The sequence below is a fragment of the Streptomyces axinellae genome, from assembly GCF_039532135.1.
Taxonomy (GTDB): Bacteria; Actinomycetota; Actinomycetes; order Streptomycetales; family Streptomycetaceae; genus Streptomyces; species Streptomyces axinellae.
The window spans coordinates 373,266-392,611 of record NZ_BAAARJ010000007.1 but is presented as its reverse complement, the minus strand read 5'-3'; the positions used below and the strand labels follow the sequence as shown (position 1 = coordinate 392,611).

At 74.0% G+C, this 19,346-nt stretch carries 9 protein-coding genes; 4 read left to right on the top strand and 5 right to left on the bottom strand.

Annotation, left to right across the window (positions count from 1 at the left end):
- Nucleotides 1–301: 301 nt before the first annotated feature.
- Nucleotides 302–838, bottom strand: a complete 537-nt coding sequence (locus tag ABD339_RS13525) for a MarR family winged helix-turn-helix transcriptional regulator (RefSeq protein WP_344565615.1) — start codon at nucleotides 836–838, stop codon at nucleotides 302–304.
- Between the two features lie 119 nt (nucleotides 839–957).
- Between ABD339_RS13525 and ABD339_RS13520 the strand changes: the two genes are divergently transcribed.
- Nucleotides 958–2,310: an MFS transporter gene (locus ABD339_RS13520; protein WP_344565680.1), complete on the top strand. Its 1,353-nt coding sequence runs from the start codon at nucleotides 958–960 to the stop codon at nucleotides 2,308–2,310.
- Nucleotides 2,311–2,397: 87 nt separating this feature from the next.
- Here the strand turns inward: ABD339_RS13520 and ABD339_RS13515 are convergent, their stop codons facing one another.
- Nucleotides 2,398–4,434 carry an ATP-binding SpoIIE family protein phosphatase gene (locus ABD339_RS13515; RefSeq protein ID WP_344565613.1) on the bottom strand — a complete coding sequence of 679 codons (2,037 nt, stop codon included), beginning with the start codon at nucleotides 4,432–4,434 and terminating at the stop codon, nucleotides 2,398–2,400.
- 278 nt (nucleotides 4,435–4,712) lie between these two features.
- Complete coding sequence (locus ABD339_RS13510) at nucleotides 4,713–6,248, bottom strand: NAD(P)/FAD-dependent oxidoreductase (protein WP_344565611.1); 1,536 nt, start codon at nucleotides 6,246–6,248, stop codon at nucleotides 4,713–4,715.
- 352 nt (nucleotides 6,249–6,600) lie between these two features.
- On the opposite strand from ABD339_RS13510, the gene ABD339_RS13505 reads away from it, so the two are divergent.
- Complete coding sequence (locus ABD339_RS13505) at nucleotides 6,601–7,473, top strand: TetR/AcrR family transcriptional regulator (RefSeq protein WP_344565609.1); 873 nt, start codon at nucleotides 6,601–6,603, stop codon at nucleotides 7,471–7,473.
- Between the two features lie 388 nt (nucleotides 7,474–7,861).
- Complete coding sequence (locus ABD339_RS13500; protein ID WP_425575971.1) at nucleotides 7,862–9,928, top strand: sigma-70 family RNA polymerase sigma factor; 2,067 nt, start codon at nucleotides 7,862–7,864, stop codon at nucleotides 9,926–9,928.
- A 129-nt stretch (nucleotides 9,929–10,057) separates the two neighbouring features.
- On the opposite strand, the gene ABD339_RS13495 is transcribed toward ABD339_RS13500, so the two are convergent.
- The gene (locus ABD339_RS13495; protein ID WP_344565605.1) at nucleotides 10,058–13,990 is read right to left on the bottom strand and encodes an AfsR/SARP family transcriptional regulator; all 3,933 of its coding nucleotides are present in this window, start codon (nucleotides 13,988–13,990) and stop codon (nucleotides 10,058–10,060) included.
- Nucleotides 13,991–14,253: 263 nt separating this feature from the next.
- On the bottom strand, nucleotides 14,254–16,716 hold the full coding sequence (locus ABD339_RS13490; protein ID WP_344565603.1) for an asparagine synthase-related protein: 2,463 nt from the start codon (nucleotides 16,714–16,716) through the stop codon (nucleotides 14,254–14,256).
- Nucleotides 16,717–17,833: 1,117 nt separating this feature from the next.
- On the opposite strand from ABD339_RS13490, the gene ABD339_RS13485 reads away from it, so the two are divergent.
- Entirely contained in the window at nucleotides 17,834–19,339 is a 1,506-nt protein-coding gene (locus ABD339_RS13485; protein ID WP_344565601.1) for an NsdA family TPR-like regulatory protein, read from the top strand.
- Nucleotides 19,340–19,346: the final 7 nt, after the last annotated feature.

Genomic DNA, 19,346 nt, shown 5'->3' with positions numbered 1-19,346 from the left:
CGGTCCGTTTCCGGCCCGAATTCCGAATCCGACTTTCCCCTGTCGGCGGGGCGCCTTCCGGCTGGCCCTTACTTTAGAGGATTTCCCCGCCAGGCTCAAAATCGAGCCTTTCGCAGAACAATTCGGCATGCCGAAAAGACCCCTGCGAAGGAGAGTCGTACTGAAGTAAGAGTTTCCGCCGGAGTGGCGGGAGAGCCGCCACGGAACCACTACAGCTCCCTGGCAACCCGGGGAACCTTACGGATCACGTGGGGCGGTGTCAACTGAGGGTGTTCCGGCTTCAACTCGCCCTTGTACCGGTTCAGTCGAGGTCGGTCAGGCGTCCGCCGGCGTCCGGCTGGGCGTGCTCGACGCGGCGCAGGAGGCGGGTGAGGAGTTCGCCGAGCTGGCCGCGTTCCCGGGAGGAGAGATCCTGGAGGAGGTCCTCCTCGAAGACGGAGGCCATGCGCATGACCTCCAGCCACTTCTCCCGGCCGGTGTCGGTGAGGCCGATGATGACGCGGACCCGGTTGTCCATGTCGCGCTCCCGGGTGACCAGTCCCTGGGTCAGCATGCGGTCGATGCGGTGGGTCATGGCCGCGGGGGTCAGGCCCAGACGCTTGGCGATCGTGCCGGGCCACAGCTGGTACGGGCTGCCTGCCATGACCAGTTCCTTGAGGACTTCCCACTCGGGGCTGCTGAGACCGAGGGTGGCCAGTTGGCGGCCGTAGGCGACGCTCATGCGCCGGTCGAGGCGGCTGAGCGCGTTGACGACCTTCTCGACCTGGGGGTCGAGGTCGCGGTACTCGCGCTGGTAGATCGCGATCTGCTCGTCGAGCGTCGGTTGTCGGTCCGGCATGTGCGGAGTATCCCATGGGAACGCATTGGCCCTAAACGCTTGCTCTATGTATTCTTTAGCATCGAAGTTTAGCTTCGAAGTCTTCCCATCCACCCTCTTCACGATCTAGGCAGGTGAGTGTGACCACGGCGACGGCCGCCGCTCTGCGGCGGATCCAGCTCGGCAACGCGCTGGCGGCATTCGGCAACGGCTTCACGGTGCCGTTCCTCTTCGTATACGTCGCGCGGGTGCGCGATCTCGGTGACGGGACGGCGGGCGCGGTACTGGCCGCGTTCGCCGCCGCCGCGCTGGTCGTGCTGCCCTTCACCGGACGGGTGATCGACCGCAGCGGGCCGCTGGTGATGGTCTTCATCGGAGCGGTCTCGGCGGCGCTGGGTGCCCTGGGGTTCGGGCTGTCGACCAGCGCACCGACCGTGCTGGCCTCCTCGGCGCTGATGGGCGCCGGCATCGCCGTGCTCCAGCCGGCGCTCGCCACCATGATCGTGTGGTGCTCGACGCCGAGGACGCGTTCGCGGGCCTTCGCCACCCAGTTCTTCCTCAACAACCTGGGGCTCGGCGTCGGCGGACTGCTGGGCGGGCTGCTCGTGGACGAGAGCGACCCGGCGAGCTTCACCCTGCTGTTCACCATTGAGGCGACGATGTTCCTCGTGCTGCTGGCCGTCCTGGTCACGGTGCGGGTGGCGCGGCCGGAACAGCCGGGTGCGCCGGTCTCCTCCGGCGGGACGGCGCGGGGGTCCGGCTGGGGGGTGCTGCTGCGGGACCGTTCGATGGTGCTGCTGTGCGTGCTGGGGTTCGTGGTCTTCTTCTCCTGCTACGGACAGTTCGAGTCCGGGCTGTCGGCCTACGCCGTGGAGGTCACGCGGATCTCGACGGCGACGCTGGGGATCGCGCTGGCCGCCAACACCGCCATGATCGTGCTCGCGCAGTTCGTGGTGCTGCGGCTGGTCGAGCGGCGGCGGCGCAGCCGGGTCGTCGCGGTGGTCGGGCTGATCTGGACCGTCGCGTGGCTCGCGGCGGGGGCTTCCGGGCTGGTGCAGGGGGCGCAGGCGGTGGCGACCGCGCTGCTCATCGGGACGTACGCGCTGTTCGGAGTCGGCGAGACGATGCTCTCGCCGACCATGGCGCCGCTGGTGGCCGATCTGGCGCCGGCGCGGTTCATCGGGCAGTACAACTCGGCGTTCGCGCTGGTCAAGCAGCTGGCGCTGGCGGTGGGGCCGGCGATCGGCGGGCTCATGGCGGCGGCCGGCGCGTGGTCGGTCTACATCGGGATGCTGGTGCTGTGCTCGCTGGGGATCGCCGTGCTGGCGCTCGTCCTGGGCCGGCGCCTCACCGTGGGCCAGGACCGGCCGGCCTCCGTCGTGGTGGCGCGGGGCGGGCCTGACGCGGAGTCCGGAGTCGAGTCCGCGGCGGCGTCCGGGTCCGGGGTCTCCGGGGCGAACGCTCCTGCCGGGCGGGTGACGACCGCCGCCTGACCCGGGCCCCGGATACCGCTCTTCGCACATCCGTGCCCCTCCCTGGTGCAGCTGTCGCATCGGGGAGGGGCACGGGTGTGTGGTCGGTCATCTGCCCGGGAGGGCGAATTCGCACCAGACCGCTTTGCCGCCGTCCGGCGTTCTGCGGGAGCCCCAGGCCGAGGCGATGGTGGCGACGATGGAGATGCCCCGGCCCGCCTCGTCGGCCGGTTCGGCGCGGCGGCGGTGGGGGAGGTGCTCGTCCCCGTCGGTGACCTCGACGATCAGCCGGCGGTCGGTGCGGCGCAGGCGCAGCCGCATGGGCGGGGTGCCGTGCTGGAGGGAGTTGGCGACCAGTTCGCTGGCGGCCAGGACGCCCAGGTCGCGCAGCTCGGTGGGGAAGCGCCAGGAGGCCAGCACGCCGGAGGCGAACGCGCGGGCGCGCGGGGCGGCTTCGGTGCCGCCGAGGAGTTCGAGCGCCGCGTTGTGGAACAGTTCGGCGTCCGGGCCCGTGCGCGCCGGGTGCTGGAGGACGAGCAGCGCCACATCGTCGTCGTGCTCGGCGGTGATGCCGAGGGCGCGCAGCAGCCGGTCGCAGATGATCTCGGGGGAACCCGAGGCTCCGGCGAACGCGCGTTCCAGCGCTTCGACGCCTTCGTCGATGTCGGCGTCGCGGCGTTCGATGAGGCCGTCGGTGTAGAGGACGGCGGTCGAACCGGGGCCGAGGGGGAGGCTGCCGGAGGTGTGCAGCCAGCCCCCGGTGCCCAGCGGGGGTCCGGTGTGGTCCCCGGCGCGGTGGACGGTGCCATCGGCGTCGCGTACGAGGACGGGGACGTGGCCGGCCGACGCGTAGCTGAGCCGTCCCTCGTTCGGGTCATGTACGGCGTAGACGCAGGTGGCGATCTGGTTGGCGTCGATCTCCGCGGCGAGGCCGTCCAGGAGTTGGAGGACCTCGTGGGGCGGCAGGTCGAGGCGGGCGTAGGCGCGTACGGCGGTGCGGAGCTGGCCCATGACGGCCGCCGCCCGCACGCCCCGGCCCATCACGTCGCCGATCACCAGGGCCGTGCGGCCGGCGCCGAGGGTGATGACGTCGTACCAGTCTCCGCCGACAGCCGCCTCCGTACCGCCCGGCTGGTATGTGGCGGCGACGCGCAGGTCGTCGGGCTGCTCCAGCTCCTGGGGCAGCAGGCTGCGCTGGAGGGTGACGGCGGCCTCGCGCTGGCGGCGCTCGCTGGCGCGCAGCCGCTCGGCGGCCTCGACCTGGTCGGTGACATCGGCGGCGAAGATCAGCACGCCGCTGTCACCCGATGTGGTGAGCGGGGTGCAGGTGAAGGTGTAGTAGCCGTCGCGGGTGTCGCGGGCGCTGGGACGGGGATGGCCCGCCACCTTGCGGGACTTGACCGTACGGGGCCGGCCGCTGCGCAATACCTGGTCCATGAGCGGCAGCAGGCCCAGTTCGACCAGTTCGGGCAGGGCTTCGCGGGCGGCGGCTCCGGTGGGGCGGGGGCCGAAGACCTCGGCGTAGGTGTCGTTGACGAAGGCGATCCGGTGGTCGGGGCCGTGCACGACGGCGGCGAGCGCGGGCACCTGTCCGAGCAGTTCGTACACGGACAGCGCGTCGATGCCGCGCTGGTCCGCCTGGGGTTCGGTCCCGGACCGGCCGCCGCGCCCGGCGCTCTTGGCGGTGCTCGAACTGCTGCTCGTGCCGGTGATGGTGCCGGAAGTGCCGGTGCTGTCGGCGGGCGTGGGGTTTTCGGCGCCCTTCGTGCTCCCCGCGCCCTTCGTGCTCTTCGTTCGTCCGGGACGCTCGGAGCGGGGACGGTGGCGCGCGCCCGGGACGACGGGCGTCTCCTGCCCGGAGCCGGGGCCGGAACCGGAACCGGGCTGCGGCTGGGACACCACCGCCTGGCCGGTCGTCTCGTCCTGGCGGTCCGGGGAGGATCCCGGATCCGCCCCCGGGGCCGGGACCTTGGCGTCGGGGAGGGAGGCGGGGTCGGCTTCGGATGCCCCGTCCGCCGCCTCCGGGGAGTCGTCCTGGGCCATGACGGTGTCGGACGGGGACTGCCGCGCCTCTATCGCCGCCTGGGCGGCAGCGGTGCGCCGCTGTGTGCCGGGCAGTCGGGCGCTCCAGCGCGTGAAGTTCACGTCGTCCGATTCCTTGTGTGGTTCGCTGCGTTCGCTCGGTCGCTCAGATCGCGGATCACAGTGCGGTGTGCTCTTGTGCTCGGTGCTTCGTGCTTGGCGCCTCGTGCACCGGGGTGGCGCTCGGGTGGCCGTACGTACGTACTTGTACTCGTACTCCGGTGCTGACGCGGGTCACTCTTCGCAGACGTGAGCCCACCCATCGTCACACGCCCAGTGTGGCCCACCGTGCCGACATCCGTCAGACGCCGCTGCCCGGCGGGGAGTTCCTCGCTGGCGCCTCAACTCCCGTCGGGGCGCCGTCCTGTGCCCGCCGCCAGTTCGAACTCGGCGCGGGGGTGTTCCAGGGAACCGAGGGAGACGATTTCCCTCTTGAAGAGGCCGGAGAGCACCCATTCGGCGAGCACCCGTGACTTTCTGTTGAACGTCGGGACGCGGCTGAGGTGGTAGGCGCGGTGCATGAACCAGGCAGGGTAGCCCTTGAGCTTATGTCCGTACACATGCGCGACTCCCTTGTGCAGGCCGAGGGATGCGACGGAGCCCGCATGGGCGTGGCGGTACGGGGTGAGGGGTTTGCCGTCGAGCGAAGCGGCGAGGTTGTCCGCGAGGCGGCGGGCCTGGCGGACGGCGTGCTGGGCGTTGGGGGCGCACGGGGGCGGCTCCGCGCCGGGCGGCGCCTCGGGGGCCGCGCCCGGCTCGGCATCCGGGCCCGTGGAGCGGGCGGGTACGGCCGCCGGGCCGGGTTCCGCCGCCAGGTCGGGTACGGATGCCGCGTCTCCCGCCGACCAGGCGTGCGGGGTGTCCTTCACCTGGAGCGTGGCCTCGCAGACGAGCCTGCCGCGTTCGTTGAGGGGCAGACCGGTGGCGGCCAGCACCGGATGCGGCTTGACTCCGGCCGTCCACACGAGGGTGCGGGTCGGATGGCGGGAGCCGTCGCTGAGGGCCGCGACCCGCTTCTCGCACGAGTCGAGGCGGGTGTCGAGGCGTACGTCGATGTTGCGGGCGCGCAGTTCGCGCAGCGCGTAGGCGCCCATCTCCTCGCCGACTTCCGGCAGGATCCGGTCGCTCGCCTCCACGAGGACGAAGCGCAGGTCCTCGGCCGAGATGTTGTGGTAATAGCGGCAGGCGTAGCGGGCCATGTCCTCCAGTTCGGCCAGCGCCTCGACCCCCGCGTAGCCGCCCCCGACGAATACGAAGGTGAGCGCGGCGTCCCGGACGGCGGGGTCGCGGGTGGAGGAGGCGATGTCGAGCTGTTCGAGCACGTGATTGCGCAGGCCGATGGCCTCCTCGACGGTTTTGAAGCCGATGCCGTGCTCGGCGAGCCCGGGCACCGGGAGGACGCGGGAGACGGAGCCGGGGGCGAGGACCAGTTCGGTGTACGGGAGTTCGAGAGTGCTGGGGACGGCCGGGGCATCGGCCCTGCCTGCCCTGCTGCCCCCGCCACCGGTACCTCTTTCGGCCGAGCCGGTCGCGCGTGCGGCGTCCGCGTCGGCGTCCGCCGTGGCGAGGGTGGTGATGTGGGCGACGCGGCGCTCGTGGTCGATGCTGCGGGCCTCGCCGACGATGATGCGGCACGCGGGCAGCACGCGGCGCAGCGGCACCACGACGTGGCGCGGGGAGATCGAGCCCGCGGCGGCCTCGGGCAGGAAGGGCTGGTACGTCATGTACGGATCCGGGTCCAGGACCGTGATCGTGACGTCAGCGCTGCCGTCCGGCCGCGCTCTCAGTTGGTGCCTGAGCCTGCGCTGCAGGCGCAGGGCGGTGTACATGCCGACGTAGCCGCCGCCGACGACGAGGATGTGCGCAGGTTCCCTCATGGCCTTCGTCACCCGTCCATGACGCACCCTCAGCCCCGGGTTTGTCCACAGGCAACATCAATTGATGTGACTGCCGTGCGCCGGACACGGCTTGTGCTTCCAGTCCTGTGAGAAGTGGGAACTCCGCAGGTCAGAAGGGGCGTGCGGGGTGTGTGAGAGGCGCGTTGAGGGGGCCGGACGAGCGTGTGGGCCAGAGGGTGGAAGGCCGTGGCGGAACCGCCCCCTTCTCTCATCTCGTGGGCTCAACTATGTTCGTATCCCAACGGGGTGCGACTTGTGACGACCAGTGCACCGCATCCCGCCGCACACGCGGGGGTCTCCGGGGGGAGACATGGGATTACCGGGGGAACACATGCGCATTCAGGGTATTCACGACTCTCAGTTGGCGACGACGGTCTCTGCCGTATCGGAAGGCCGCGTCGTTCCGGGCGCGACCGGTCCGGGAGGCGACAGGAGTCCGATAGCGGCGCCGCAGGGCGCCGGGGCCGGGGCAGGCGCTCCGGCGGGAGAGGCGGGGCCGGCCACACCGCGCTCGACACCGCTTCGGGTGGACGCACAGCGCAATCTGGAACATGTACTGCGTGCGGCCAGAGAGGTGTTCGGCGAGCTGGGCTACGGCGCGCCGATGGAAGACGTCGCCCGCCGCGCGCGCGTCGGTGTCGGGACGGTATACCGCCGCTTCCCGAGCAAGGACGTGCTGGTGCGGCGCATAGCGGAGGAGGAGACCGCACGGCTGACGGAGCAGGCACGCACGGCGCTGGGGCAGGAGGAGGAGCCGTGGTCGGCGCTCTCGCGCTTCCTGCGCACGTCCGTCGCCTCGGGTGCCGGGCGCCTGTTGCCGCCTCGGATACTGCGCGCCGAGGGCTGGATGGACAGCCCCGCGCGGGTGCCGCACCAGCGCGCCCCGGCCGTGCCCGAGCACGACGGGCAGCCGGGACTGCGGCTGGTGGAGCGGCAGGTACCCGCCGCCGTACCGGAGCGGGACGCGGGCTACGACGCGCAGGACGAGGACCCGGGCGCCGCCGAACTGCTCGATGTGGTCGGAAGACTGGTGGAGCGGGCCCGCGAAGCGGGTGAGCTGCGGACGGATGTGACGGTCGGGGATGTGCTGCTGGTGATCGCCACGGCGGCGCCCTCGCTGCCCGACGCCGCCCAGCAGGCCGCCGCGTCCACCCGGCTGCTGGACATCCTGCTGGAAGGGCTGCGCTCTCGCCCCTCCCGCTGAGCCGCTTCTCGGGCCGGGCCTGCCCGTTCGGCCGGCTGCTCCCCGGACAGGACTGATCCTCGGACAGGGCTGTTCTTCCGGCTGGGCCGCCTCTCCGGCTGGGCGGCCCGCGCGTGGGGGCCTTCCCGCGCCGAGCCGCCGCCGTGCTGAGCGGGGGCTGAGTGCGGGTGGGGCCGGGGCGGCGCTGGGGTGTCCTCAGGGGCTGGTGCTGGGGGGAGTGGGTTCGTTGCCGGAGCCGGGGGTCACGCAGTGGCCCGTACCGCTGTTCGCGTGGGCGTGCGAATCGCCCCGGTCGGGTGGTTGGTGTTCTTGTCGGGTTCTCATTCGGTGGGGCTGTGGCACGCTGACGCGATGTTCCGCAGTGACGGTGGGTACGGGGGCCGCGGCTATGGGAGTTGACGAGGGACGGGGACCGGATCGGGAGGCCGGGCTTCCTGCGCGTCAGGTACCCGGGCAAGGCGGCCCCGCCCGTGGCGGACACCCCCGGCGCGCCGGGGGCGGCGTACCCGAGCAGCGCAGGCGGGGCCCGTTCCCGGGTTCCGGACCGGACCGGGGTCCGGGCTCCGGGGACGACCCGGCGGACCGGCCCTCGGACACACTGCTGGTCGCCCGCATGCGCGAGGGCGACGCCGCCGCGTACGAGGAGCTGTACCGCAGGCACGCGGACCCGGTGCGGCGCTACGCCCGTACCTGCTGCCGTGACGCGCACACGGCGGAGGACCTGACGAACGAGGTGTTCGCGCGCACCCTCCAGGCCGTGCGCGGCGGCAAGGGGCCCGAGACCTCGGTGCGGGCCTACCTGCTGGCCTCGGTGCGGCATGTGGCGGCGGCGTGGGCCCGCACCCGCCGGCGGGAGCAGCTGGTCGACGACTTCGCGGTGTTCGCGCAGTCGGCAGCCGGGGCCGCGGCGGCCTCGGAGGAGGACACGCTCGATCTGGGCGCCGATGTGCGGGCGATGCAGGAGGCGGAGCAGACCCTGGTCGTCCAGGCGTTCAAGAGCCTGTCCGAGCACGACCAGATGCTGCTGTGGCACACGGCGATCGAGGGCGCCAAGCCGCAGGAGGTGGCGCCGCTGCTGGGCAAGTCCAAAGGGGCCACGGCCACGGCGGCGCACCGGGCGCGGGAGAACCTCAAGCAGGCGTACCTCCAGGCCCATGTGAGCCAGGCCCGTACGGCGGAGGGCGACTGCGCGCGGTATGCGGACCGGCTGGGCGCGTATGCGCGTGGCGGGCTGCGGACGCGGGCCGAGCGGGGGCTGCGGCGGCATCTGGCGGAGTGCCCGGCGTGCAGCCAGGCCGCGCTGGAGGTCAAGGACCTGAATGAGGGCATCAGGGTTCTGGTGCCGGTGGCCCTTATCGGCTGGTTCGCGACGGCGGGGGGCGCCAAGGCGTTTGCCGCGCTGGTCGGCGGGGGCGGCGCGGCTGCCGCCGCGGGCGGGGCCGGAGTCGCCGCCGCAGCCGGGGGTGCCGGTGCGGGCGCGGCGGGTGGAGCCGCGGGTGCCGCCGGAGCCGCGAGTGGCCATGCGGCGGGCGGGGCGGGGGGTTCCGGGGGCGGGGCTGCCGGTGGGGCGGGGGCCGAGGGGCTGGGGGCGCCCGCGAAGGTCGCCATCGGGGTGGGGGCGGCGGTGGCGGCCGGTGCCGTCCTCGCGTACGCGCTCGCCGGCGGTGATGCCGAGCCCGCCAAGAAGCCCCAGGCCAGGCCGTCCGCGCCGCCCACGGCCGAACAGCCGCCCGAGAAGCCGGCCCCGAAGCCGAAGCCGCCCGAACCGGGCCCCGAGACCAGGCCCGGCCCGCCCGAGCGGACCCGGGAGGCACCCGCACCGGGGCGACCGCCCGAGACCGAGCCGGCGGACCGCGAGAAGCCGCGCCCCAAGCCCCCGACACCCTCACCCCGCCCGCCCGCCGACCCGCCCGGCACACCGCCGCCCGATCCGCCGCCTTCCCCGCCCGCGCCGCCGGAGCCCGCGCCGCCGGAGCCCGCTCCGCCGGAGCCCGCTCCGCCGCAACCCGCTCCGGTGCAGCACAAGCTGAGCGAGCTGAAGTGGGATCTCCTCAGTCCGGACGCCAAACGCAAGGGCCCCACCGTGCGCACGGTGGGGAGCAGTTGGCTGTGGCAGCGCTGGGGTCTCGATATCGGTGACAAGCGCTACAGCCACGGCGTCAGCGTCCGCACGCCCTCCTCCGTCACGATCGACCTCAACAGACCCTGCACCGCCTACACGGCGCTCGCCGGTGTGGACGACATGACGCCGGGGCGGCGCGCGGTGCGCTTCTCGGTCTACGGCGACGGGACACGGCTGTGGCGCTCCGGGTTCGTGGGCAGGGGCCAGGCGCCGGTCCCGGTGCGGGTGCCGCTGGCGGGCACGGCGTCGATCCGGCTGGTCGTGGAAGCGCGTACCCCGGTGGACCGGATCGCACTGGCGGACTGGGCGCAGTCGCAGATCGCGTGCCGGTAGGCCGCCGAACGCGGGTACGCCGCCGACCGCCGGTAGGCCGACCAGCCCTCCGGGGGGATATGACCCCTCCCCGCGTCCAGCGCTCCGTAGCAGGGCCAGGCCCGTTCAACGCTCGGGGGGCCGGCCCGTTCAGCGCTCGCCTTCCGTCAGGTCCGCGCACAGCGCTTCCAGGTGTGCGAGTGCGGCGCGGGGGGTGAGGGCGGGCTCGCGCGCCGGGGGCGCTCCGCCGGGGAGTCCGGGGACGGCGAAGGCGCGGATGGTGCCGTCCATGCGCAGTTCGGGCACGCTCGCGGGCAGTCCGGCGCGTAGCACGTGGGCCGCGTCGGCGAGCAGGACGGCCGGCTCGTGCCTCCCATCGAGGTACAGGACATAGCCGGCGGTCAGCAGGACGGTGCAGATGACGCTCTCGGCGACCTCGTTCTCCAGCCCCGTGCGCAGCGCCTCGGTGGCCTTGCGGATGGCCGTGGGGATTCCGGTCGCGCCCTCGTTCGCGGTGATGCGGGCGTCCAGCATCTGGGCCAGGATGTCGAAGGCCGCGGGCGGCGTGCCAACGGCGGCGTAGGTGCGGCTCTTCTCGTACAGTTCGCGCGCCTGTACGAACCGTCCGTCCTCGGCGGCGGCGACGGAGCGCAGGAAGACCGCGAAGGTCTGCGCGTCCCGGATGCCGAGCCGGTCGGCGTCCTCCATGGCGCGCTGGGCGAGCCTGTCGGCCTGGGCCGTATCGCCGCGCCGGAACCAGATATCGGCGATGCGGGCGAGCAGGACGGGGATCTCGGTGAGCGCGCCGAGCTGCTGGGCGTAGCGCAGCGCGGTCTCGCACTCTGCGCGCGCGTCGTCGTAGCGGCCCTCCTGGATGGCGATCTCGGCGCGCAGTCCGCACACCTGGCTCAGCATCCACCGGTCGCCCGTGCTCTCGGCGAGCGCGGTGACCTCCGCCAGGTCCTCCGTCGTATCGCGCAGACCGCCCGGGGTGTCGATGCGCACGTGTGCGCGGAAGAGCAGCGCCACGGCCAGCTCCCACGGCGAGCTGTAGCGGCGGCAGTTGGCGACGGAGCTGTCCATGAGCGTGGCGACGCCCTTGTTGCCCTGGAGGAGGTATCCGGTGAACGGCCACAGCAGGCCGGGGAAGCGGGCCGCGGCCGGGCCGGGCTTCTGGAACGACTCGACCAGCTCGGCGGCGACGGCCTGGTGGCGGGGGTCGGAGAGCATCTCCTGGGTGTAGTGCTCGGACAGCAGGAAATACTCCAGGAGCTGGAACTCCCGGAAGAGCGGTTCCTCTTCCTCGTCCCGTTCCCCGGCCTTGTCCGGCAGCATGCCGAGGACGGCCTCGACCCAGTGCGCGCCCTCGTCGCGGTAGTTGCGCAGCCACCAGAACCAGCCGACCGAGCGCACCAGTGTCACCAGTGTGCCCAGGTCCCGGCGCTGGAGGCAGCGGTGGAGGGCCGCGCGCACGTTGTCGAGTTCGGCCTCGATGCGGGGCAGCCACGTGAGCTGCTCCGCCGAGCGGATTCGGGGCTCGGCGGCGGTGACGAAGCGGAGGATCTGCTCGGTGTGCCGGGCCTCGGCCGCCGCACGGTCGCGCGGTTGTTCGAGGGCGCGCTCGCGGGCGTACTCGTGGATGGTCTCCAGCATCCGGTAGCGCATGCCGGTACCGGACAGGGCGGGCGGTGGATCGGGGACGAGGATCGACTTGTCGACCAGGGCGGAGAGCAGGTCGAGCATGTCGTCCGCGGAGACGGGGTCGGAGGGGGTGGGGTCCGAAGGGGCGGGGTCTGCGGGGCCGGGACCCGAGGGGGCTGGGTCTGCGGGCCTCACGGCGGCGGGCCGGGCGGCCCGGGGCGGGGGATCGTCTGCGCACACGTGTTCGGCGGCGGAGAGGGTGCAGCCGCCCGCGAAGACCGACAGCCGCCGTACGACCGTCCGTTCGCGCTCGTCGAGCAGGTCCCAGGACCAGTCGACGACGGCGCGCAGCGTCTGCTGACGGGGCAGCACGGTGCGGCTGCCGCTGGTCAGCAGGCGGAAACGGTCGTCGAGCCGGTCCGCTATCTGTCGCGGTGTCAGCGAACGCAGCCGGGCTGCGGCCAGTTCGATGGCGAGCGGGAGCCCGTCCAGTCTGCGGCAGATCTCGGCGACCGCCTCGGGGTCCTCGCCCGTACGGAAACCGGGGCGCGCGGCGGCACCCCGGTCGGCGAACAGCCGGTGCGCGGAGGCGGGCGGCAACGGCTCGACCGGGCGGACCGTCTCCCCCGGCACTCCCAGGGGCTCGCGGCTGGTGGCCACGACGGTGAGGCCGGGGCAGTGGCCCAGCAGCGTCTCGGCCAGGATCGCGGCGGCGTGGATGAGGTGCTCGCAGTTGTCCAGTACAAGGAGCGGACGACGATTCTCCAGGTGTTCGACGAGCAGGGCCGTGGCGTCGATGTCGCCGGAGTGGGAGCGCGTGCCCTCCGTCGCCGCCGTCGAGAGCGCGGTCTCGCGCCGCCCCAGCGCGCTGAGGACGGCGCCGGGGAGGGCGGCGGGATGGTCGAGCGGGGCCAGCTCCACCATCCAGGTGCCGTCGGGGTACGGCGTCGCGGCGGACTCGCGCGCGGTCGCCGCGACCTGCTCGGCGAGCCGCGTCTTGCCCGAGCCGCCCGGCCCCGTGAGGGTGACCAGCCGCGAACGGGACAGGTCCCGGCCGATGGTCACGAGATCGGACTCCCGCCCGACGAAGCTGGTGAGACGGGCCCGCAGGTTGCCGGGCGGAGGGGCAGGGCGGGGCGGGTCCTCGTCGGGGCGAGAGCCGGTGAACGGGCCACCACCCGGGGGGTCAGCGGGCGAGGAGCCGGCGGAGGAGCCGCCACCTGGTGGGGTGCCGTCGGACGGCGGACCAGCGGGCGGCGGGCCGCCGGTGCGCGGAGTGCCCGGCGTTGCGGGGCCGCTGTCGCGCGGTCGGGTGGTGGCGGGCTCGCCGTCGCCTGGGACGTGTGCGTTCCGGTCCGGGTTCGCGTCCGGGTCCGGGTCCGGGTCCGGGTCCGGTTTTGCGTTCGCGTTCGCGTTCAGGTTCGCGTTCGGTCTCAGCTCTGGGGCCGGGTCCGGGGCCGGTTTCGGGGTCCCGTTCGGGCTCGGGCTCGGGTTCGGATCCGGTCTCGGGTTCGGCCCCGTACGCCCGTTCGCGGTGCCGTCGCGGGCGCGCCCGACCGGGAAGCTGTCGGCGCGCGCGGGGAGGCGCCGCGAGGGCGGGCCGCCGTCGGCGGCGCCGGAGCCCGCGCCCGCGCCCGCACCCGCACCCGCGCCCGCGCCCGCACCCGCACCCGCGCCCGCGCCCGCACCCGCACCCGCACCCGCGTCGAGGAGTTGGGCGTGCAGCGTGCGCAGTTCCGGGCCCGGGTCGGTACCGAGGCGGTGGGCGATGTCCTTGCGCACCGACTCGTACGCCGCCAGGGCCTCGGCCGTACGGCCGCTGTCGCGCAGGGCGCGGATGAAGAGCGACTGGAGGGGTTCGTCCAGCGGGCGTTCGGCCGCCAGCTCCCGCAGCTCGGGCAGGATGCGCGCGGCGCGGCCCAAGGCGAGGTCCGCGGTGAGGCGGCGGAGGAGAGCCGTCTGGCGCAGGGCCTCGGCGCGGGCCGCGGAGGAGGCGCGGTCGGGCAGGTCGGCGAGGGCGGGGCCGCGCCACAGGTCGAGTGCCTCGCGCAGCACGGTGGCGGCCGTCGCGGGGTCGCCGTCGTCCAGGGCACGCTCGCCCTGTGCGGCCAGTCGTTCGAAGCGCAGCAGATCGACGTCGTCGGCCTCCGGGTCCGTACGCAGCCGGTAGCCGCCGGGGAAGGAGAGGACGGCGTCCTTGCCGATGATCTTGCGCAGGCGGCCGACGAGCGCCTGGAGTGCGGCGGGGGCGTTGTCGGGCAGCATGTCGGGCTCGGTATCCGCCCACACCTCGCTGATCAGGGTTTCGGGAGACACCGGGGCGCGGCTGTTCGCCCGCAGCGCGAGCGCGGCGAGCAGTGCCCGGAGGCGTTGCCCGCCCAGCGGGAGGGCGCGCCCCGCCTCGTCGTGGACCTCGCTGGCCCCCAGGATCAGATACCGCACCTCCTCATTGTCCCTGTACGGGTCCTTGAGGGCCGGGGGTTTTCACGGGACAGCGGGGCCCCGGGCGGCCCAGGAGCGCCCCCGGACCGCTCCGGCAGCCCGTCGCGAGCGGCCCCGGCCAGCACAGGCGACTCAACCAGCACAGCCCGGCGGCCAGCCAGGACAGGCGGCTCACCCGTAGCTCAGCGGCCCAGCCAGCACAGGCGGCCCAGCCAGCACAGGCGGCTCAGCCGAAGCAGGCGGCACGCATGTAGTCCGGCGGCTCAGCCGGGGCCGGGTGGGAGGGTGCGTTCGTAGCGGGTGGCCGGGGTGACGCCGGCTGCCGCGGCTCGCCGGCGGGGTGCGGCGGAGCCCGTCCAGCAGGTGCCGCGCCGGGCCAGCAGCCGGCCGAGCCACAGTTCCATGGAGACCAGGTCGGCGAGCCCGTCCAGGGGCAGCGGCTCGCCCTTGGCGATCCGCTGGATCGCCTGGCGGACGACGCGGGCCTCCACCAGTCCGGCGTCGGCGAGCAGCGGTGCCTGGAAGAGCTGCGTCAACTCGTCGGCCGCGAGCCGTATTCCGGCGCGCAGTGATGCCTCGTGCGCCGTACGGGAGGGCGTGCCCCACCCGGGGGGCAGCTCGTGGACTCCGGCGCCCGCCAGCGCGGCACGCAGGATGGAGGCGCGCGCGCCGGGCCGTACGCGGAGCGCATCGGGCAGTGCGCGGGAGGCTCTGACGACCTGGTTGTCGAGGAAGGGCGCGTGCAGCCGCTGGTTGCGGATCTCGACGGCCTGTTCGAAGACGCGGTGGTCGGCGGCGCGCCGGGCAAGCGCCGCGCGGGCCCGCCGTTCGCCCGGCCGTTCGACCGAGGGCCGGGCCTGGGCCGCGACGTCGAGGCGCAGCGACACCTCGGCGAGGGCTTCGCCGGTGAGCCAGCGCGCGGCGGGGCCCGGTCTGCACCAGGTGAGCGCCGCCACCGAGGCATCGACGGCGCTCTCCCCTCCCTCCCGATACGGGGCGAACGCGGCGGCGGCCACCGTTCCGTCGCGCAGCTGCGCGGCCGTCTCTTCGACACCGTCGCGGTAGGAGGTACGGGCCAGTTTGCGCGCGGCGCGGTAGATGGTGACGGGCACCAGCAGAGAGCGCCCGGCGGTCTGGCCCTCGGAGCGGGCCAGCGCGGCGACGGGGCGTACGAGGTGGCGTCTGCGCCGGTCCAGCAGCAGGTCGGCCAGGCGGGCGGGGTGCGCGTCCAGGACCTCGCGGGCGCCGAGCCCGACGAAATGGTCGGAGCTGCCGGCGGCGAGCCGGTGCCGGTGCCGTTCGGCCGTCACGAGAGAGGGCGCGGGCTCGTCGGTGAGGGGGCTGCCGGTCAGGTCGGCGTAGGGCAGTGCCGCCTCGTCGCCGGTGACGACGAGGTGGTGCAGGCGCGGGTTCTCGGCGAGGGCGCGGGCCCGCTCCAGCTCGGCTTCCTTGGAGCCGGCCGGGTCGCCGGACAGGTCGCCCGCCGGGCCGCCCGCGGGTCCCCCCTCCAGGTCACCCGCCGGGGAACTGCCGCGCACGGTCAGGTCGTTGTAGGTGACGGCCAGCAGGCGCTCGCCCGCCCCGGCGGCGCCGGTGCCGTACCGGCCGTCGGGACCGCTGGAAACAATGCCGGGCATGCCCGGCAGCCCCGCCGCGAGCAGCGCGAGCGTTCCGGAAGCAGGTCCTCCGGACAGGTCGGCGCCGATGCCCGGGGCGGGTCCGCCGCGCGCGGCCCGCCGGTCGGCCGGCCCCATACCGGGCACGGGCCCCGGGTCGCGTACGTCGAAGTCGTGTTCGGCCGCGTGCCGGGGAGCGGTCATCCGGGCGCGCACCGCCTCCACGAGCGCGTCCCGCACCCCGGCCACTGCGGCGTCCGGATCGACGGGCGGGGCGCCGACGACGAGCGAGGCCGACGACTCGTATCCGGCGATCTCGCGGCTGCCGCCGTCCCTGACGATGAGCGCGTGGCCCGGCGGCACCCGGCGCACACCGAGGTAGGGCGTGCCGTCGCCGAGCGCTTCGGGGGAGTCGGGGCAGGCGAGCAACGCGGCGAGGTGGCCCACGTCCAACTGCGCCTCGATGAGGTCGGCCAGCGGCAGGGCCGCCGTCGCGTAGGCGGTGCCGCCGGCCCAGGGCGCGTGGAAGACGGGCCGGGCGCCGGCCAGGTCGGCGGCGATGGTGATGCGGCGGCCGACGCAGGCGACGGCGGTGTAACTGCCGGGCCAGGCCGTCAGGTGGCGAAACGCTCCGCCCCGCGCGGCGACGAGACCGGCGCGCAGCTCCTCGTCGCTCGCTCCGCAGCAGCCGAACACCGCGAGGCGGCTGCCGGGTTCGGCCTCGACGACGCGGATCTCGTCCGGCCGCCAGTCCCCCACCGCCCACAGCGGATCGGGCCCGTCCCACAACACCTGGGCGCCAACGGGCTGGAGCACGCCGTCCGCCGTGGAGCCCGAGGCGCAGCCGGGGATGTGCGCGGTGTGCGCGGCGTGCCCGTACGGGCCGTAGGAGTCGTACGGGTCATAGGAGTTGCACGGGTCGCTGGAGCCGTGAGGAGTGGAGGAGCCGTACGGGGCGGAGGAGTTGTACGGGTCGGTGTAGGCGGCGTGACGGGAGGGGCCCGCAGTGCCGGAGGGGGCGGTGTGCTGGCGGTGGCTCTCGGGGCGTGGGGTGCGGTTCCGGCCGTTGGACCCTGCCGAGGCGCTGCTCCACCCCACCAACCAACGCATCGCCGCCCGCCTTCACTTCGCCGCTGTCGCTCGCCGCGGTCGTCCGCCGCCGTCGTCGGTCCGCCCGCGGGCGGACCCGGCGGCGCGAGGGCGCCGCTCGACCCGTGCCGTTGCGGCCATGTTGCCACGAGAGTGGCGCGCGGGAGGCGCGTAAGGGGCGCATAGCTTGGTGGAACGCGATGAACATCGCACCTCCTCCCGCGCCGTCGGTACGCCCCGCGGCGCCGGAGTCCGACCGGAGTCCGGCCGGTGCGTCGGGGCGCATATACCGGTGGCTTCGGCATCCGGCACCGCACACCCGACCGATGTCATTCGGCCAAATATGGAAATGCGCCCAGCCGCGCCGAGCGAAGAGTGACGGCTCGTGGCGCAAGCGCCGAACGGGTGGTGCGGAAGGCCGGAGTTAGGCGCTCGCGCCGCCCCCGGGGGCTCGCGGAAGCGGCACGCGCCAGGCTCGGGCGACGGCTACGCGCGCGGGCGGAAGCGGGCCGGGGGCGGGCCGGGAACGGGAGCGGCAGCGGGGCGGGCGCACCGTCATCACACGGCGTCTGCCTCGGGGTTCGCCGCCGGAGGCCGCGTACGGGCACGGTCTCGGCGGGGCGGCGGAAGGGCGGTGGCGCGCCGTCCCCGCGGGGTGGCGGCAAGGTACGGGAGGACCTTCGCACAAGGCCCGTGCGCGGCCGGACAGTTGTCGGCCCGGGAGGCGGCGATCCGCCTCCCGGGCCGAAACCGCCGCCCGCGGGGAATGAGACGGCGGTGTCCCCCAGCCCACTGATCCTGAGCAGCGGGCCGACCCACGCAAGACTCATGGAACCGCTCCCCGTTCCCGCTGGACAGGCGCATGAGTGGGCGCACGGCCACACACCGGGAGCACATGGTCCGCCGGATTTCGCACACGATTCCGGCCGCGATGCGCGGGTCGGCGCTCAGTTGGCACGTGACCCGCGCACGTACACGAGTACGGACATAGATCTCGCCATCCGGGAGAACGCCCCCTTAACGGTCGGGATTCAGCGAACTACGCTGTGTTCGCAAGTGCTTCCGTGCCGCGCAGAGCGCGGTGACGGGAGGGGGCCCCGCACCCCGCGGGGCGGTCGTCGGTGTGTCAGGGGTGCGCATGTCCAGGGAGTCACGCGGGCCGAATGAAAAGCTCGGCACCGTCCTCGCACTCGCGGGAATCAGCAACGCCGGACTTGCCCGAAGGGTCAATGACCTGGGGGCACAGCGCGGCCTCACCCTCCGGTACGACAAGACGTCGGTGGCCCGGTGGGTGTCGAAGGGGATGGTGCCGCAGGGTGCGGCGCCCCACCTGATCGCCGCCGCCATCGGCAGCAAGCTCGGCCGGCCCGTTCCGCTGCACGAGATCGGGCTCGCGGACGCCGATCCGACCCCCGAGGTCGGACTCGCCTTCCCGCGCGACGTGGGCGCGGCCGTCAAGTCGGCGACGGACCTCTACCGACTGGATCTGGCCGGGCGGCGGGGCGGCGGGAGCATCTGGCAGTCCCTCGCGGGCTCGTTCTCCGTCAGCGCATATGCCACGCCGGCTTCCCGCTGGCTCATAACCCCGGCCGACAGCTCGGTCGCCCGCCACGTCGAGCACGCCGAGGAGGCCGCGCTCGCGCGGGGCGCACTCGCCGCCGGGGAGGGCAACTCGCCCGCCGCCGCCGAGGCCCGCGCCCGCGAGGAGGAGGGCGGGGGGCTGCCGCTGCGCGTCGGCCACACCGACGTCTCCAAACTGCGCGAGGCCGCCGACGAGGCCCGCCGCTGGGACTCGAAGTACGGCGGCGGGGACTGGCGTTCCTCGATGGTGCCCGAGTGCCTGCGCGTGGACGCGGCGCCGCTGCTGCTGGGCGCCTACACCGACGAGGTGGGCCGCTCGCTGTTCGGCGCGACCTCCGAACTGACGCGGCTCGCCGGCTGGATGGCCTTCGACACCGGCCAGCAGGAGGCGGCCCAGCGCTACTACATCCAGGCGCTGCGCCTGGCCCGCGCGGCTGCGGACGTTCCGCTGGGCGGCTACGTACTCGCTTCCATGTCGCTCCAGGCGACCTACCGGGGCTTCGCCGACGAGGGCGTGGACCTGGCCCAGGCCGCGCTGGAGCGCAACCGGGGGCTGGCGACGGCGCGGGCGATGAGCTTCTTCCAGCTCGTGGAAGCACGGGCGCACGCGAAGGCGAACGACGCCCAGGCGTGCGCCGGCGCGCTCTCCGCCGCCGAGAGCTGGCTGGAGCGCTCGCGCGACGGCGATCCCGACCCCTCCTGGCTGGACTTCTACTCCTACGACCGGCTCGCGGCCGACGCCGCGGAGTGCTACCGGGACCTGAAGGCCCCGCGCCAGGTACGCAGGTTCACCGAGAAAGCGCTCTCACAGCCGAAGGAGGAGTTCGTCCGCTCGCACGGGCTGCGGCTCGTCGTCTCCGCCGTCGCCGAACTGGAGTCGGGAAACCTGGACGCCGCCTGCGCCGCGGGCACCCGCGCCGTCGAGGTCGCGGGCCGCATCTCCTCGGCCCGCACCACTGAGTACGTCCGCGACCTGCTCAACCGCCTGGAGCCGTACGGGGACGAGCCACGCGTCGCGGAGCTGCGCGAGCGGGCACGCCCGCTGCTGGTCGCCCCGGCGTAGGCCGGTA